The organism is Daejeonella sp. (genome assembly GCF_046590655.1).
Lineage (GTDB): Bacteria > Bacteroidota > Bacteroidia > Sphingobacteriales > Sphingobacteriaceae > Daejeonella.
The window spans coordinates 1-2,978 of sequence record NZ_JBKJUM010000008.1; the positions used below are offsets into that span (position 1 = coordinate 1).

Annotated in this window: 3 protein-coding genes; 2 read left to right on the top strand and 1 reads right to left on the bottom strand. The window is 42.4% G+C overall.

Annotated features, from left to right (window positions below; genetic code table 11):
* Positions 1–188, bottom strand: a 188-nt coding sequence (locus tag ACLL8Z_RS00535) for a DEAD/DEAH box helicase (protein ID WP_411272789.1), incomplete at its 3' end; no start/stop codon positions are given.
* A gap of 321 nt (positions 189–509) precedes the next feature.
* On the opposite strand from ACLL8Z_RS00535, the gene ACLL8Z_RS00540 reads away from it, so the two are divergent.
* Positions 510–1,775, top strand: a complete 1,266-nt coding sequence (locus ACLL8Z_RS00540; RefSeq protein WP_411272790.1) for an amidohydrolase/deacetylase family metallohydrolase — start codon at positions 510–512, stop codon at positions 1,773–1,775.
* A gap of 78 nt (positions 1,776–1,853) precedes the next feature.
* A complete protein-coding gene (locus ACLL8Z_RS00545) occupies positions 1,854–2,978 on the top strand; it encodes a lactonase family protein (protein WP_411272791.1) in 1,125 nt (374 codons plus the stop codon).

Below are 2,978 nucleotides of genomic sequence, written 5' to 3' on the forward strand. Positions count from 1 at the left end.
TCTAAAAGGGGGATGCCAAATGCAGCCGTTTTACCGGTTCCTGTTTGAGCTAATCCGACAAAATCGTTGCTGCCTGAAAGTAATACCGGGATAGATTGTTCCTGGATTGGTGTGGGATTTTCGAATCCCAGTTCAGTTATGGCATTAACAATATCATGACGGATACCCAAGGTACTAAATGGGTTCATGATAATATTTAAAGCAATCAGCCTTATTGCTGAAAGCGCCGCAAAGGTAGGGAAATTATTTGAATTGATCAAGGAATTTACTGGAGCGACTCGTGCTCCTAATAAACCTGGATATTTATATTCTCATTAAAATCGCTAGATTTAATATAACATAAAAGGTAATTTTGGATATACAGATGTGCGGAGAAATAAAATCAACGGCACCGAAAAGCCTGAAACTGAGTTAAAGATAAGAGCCGGCCGTATCGTTTCAGACCTCAACGGTCTGGATGCAGCGGTTTGGACAAATCCAGTTACGAATTAATTCTAAAAGATCAGATCGTGAAATATAAATTTAAGAGAAGACCATTTTTGAACTTCAATTATGCTCGCCTTTTTCTTGGAATTCTGTTTTTGGTTTGCCCTTTTGTAAGTAGCGGACAAGAAATAGACATTTTGATAAAGAATGGACATGTAATCGACGCGAAAAACGGAATCAATTCCCGAATGGACGTAGCTATCAGTAAGGGGAAAATTTTTAAGGTTGCCGCTGATATACCTGTGGCGGGTGCAAAAAAATTAATTGACGCTAAGGGTCTGTATGTCAGTCCGGGTTTAATCAATATGCATACACATGTTTTTTTTGGAGGTAATCCCGGATTTGTTGATGGAACATCCAGCCAGTTACCTGATGCTTTCGGACCCCGCTCAGGTATTACCACTGTAGTTGATGCAGGTACATCAGGATGGAAAAACTTTCCGCAATTCAAATCTCAGGTGATTGATAAGTCTACGACTCGAGTTCTGGCTTTTCTGAATATTTTTGAATCAGGCTTGGTATCGGGCAGCGCAACCGAGCCCGACCTTTCCACTTTCGATGTGCAGCAGACCACAGATGCGATCAAAAAAAATCCGGATGTTATCATAGGAACAAGAATCGGGCACTATAGTGGAAAAGACTGGGCGCCATTTGATAGGGCTATCGAGGCAGCTCAATTAACAAACGTGCCGTTTTTTGTAGAATGTCATCTTCCCCAATATACGCTTGAAGATCAGCTAAAGCGTATGAGGCCGGGTGATATTATCACCCATGCTTACGAAAATGTGCAGGAGAGGATGACCGTTATTGACGAAAAAGGAAAAATCAGGCCCTTTGTCAGACGAGCACAGGAAAAAGGTGTTTTGTTTGACGTTGGACACGGGGGAGCTGGATTCTGGTTCAACCAGGCAGTGCCGGCCTTGAAGGAAGGATTATTGCCAAACTCTTTTGGCACCGACGAACATCGCACAAGTATGAATTCCGGGATGAAAACTATACTCAACGTAATGTCTAAATACCTGGCTATGGGAATGAGTATTCAGGAAATAGTTGCCAGAGGGACGTGGAAACCGGCGCTTTCAATAAAAAGACCAGATCTTGGAAATCTAAGTGAAGGTTCTGAGGCTGACATTACGCTTCTGAGAATAATGAAAGGTGAATTTGGATTCGTAGATTCAGGGAACAACCGGTTGGAAGGCAACCAAAAGTTGGAAGCCGAAATGACTATACGAGCGGGGCGAATTGTATGGGACCTTAACGGTCTCGGTGCAACTAAGTTCAACCAATAGAGAATTTCAAATTTGTAATGGTCACTAGCTTAACAATGTGACTACTGACTTAAAACTCAAAAAATTAAGAACATGATAATGAAAAGATTTTTTTGTTTAGCCATCAGCATACTCGTCATTACGAATATTTTACCTGCCCAAATCAAAGATATTATCTATGCGGGAACCTCTTCAACAAGAGGAAGTAAGGGCATATATGTCTTCGAGTTTGACCGCACACAGGGAAAGCTGAGAGAATTGCAGACGCTTACAGAGGGGACAAATCCTGGATTTTTGGCATTGAATCCGGATAAGGGAATGTTATATTCAATTTACGGCAAGGGCACTTTAACGGATGGAAATGGTAGCGTTATGGCATTTAGAATTGATAAGGCTACCGGGCTTCTGACCAAAGTTAACGAGCAATCTGCAGGAGGAAAGGGCCCAGCCCACCTCAGTGTAGATCCGAAAGGTAGATTTGCCTATGTGTCAAACTATGGAGATGGCACATTATCCGTTCTACCAATAAACAAAGATGGTTCCCTAGCGCTTGCATCTGATTTTATTAAGCATAGCGGTAGCAGTATAGTGGTCGGGCGACAGGAGGGACCTCATATTCATTCCGCCATCCCTTCCGCTGATGGCAAATTTATTTATGTGTCGGATCTCGGTATCGATAAAATAATGATCTACAAAGTCGATGAAAATGGGAAACTTAGCCCTGCCGATGTGCCGTTTTCGGCGAGTACACCTGGCGCCGGACCAAGGCATTTCACCATACATCCTAACGGTAATTTTGCTTACTCTGCTGAAGAAATCTCATCTACAGTTGCATCTTTCAGCGTAAATAAGGCTAGTGGTGCCCTGACGGCTTTGGAGAGGGTGAATATGCTGCCAAAAGGCTTTATCGAAAGGAATTCTGCAGCGGATATTCATTTTTCTCCTGATGGGAAATTTTTGTACGCATCCAACAGAGGCCATGAAAGCTTAGTTATTTATAAGGTGGATTCGCGAAGCGGAAAGCTTTCATTGATTGGACACGAAGGAACAGGTGGCAAACATCCGCGTAATTTCATGATTGATAAAAAGGGAGAATTTGCTTTGACTGCTAATCAGAATTCGGATAATATTGTGATTTTTACAAGAGATAAGAAAACCGGCAAACTGATGCCTACCGGCGATCAGGCGACGGTGCCGGCAGTTACATGCTTAATTCAACTTTAA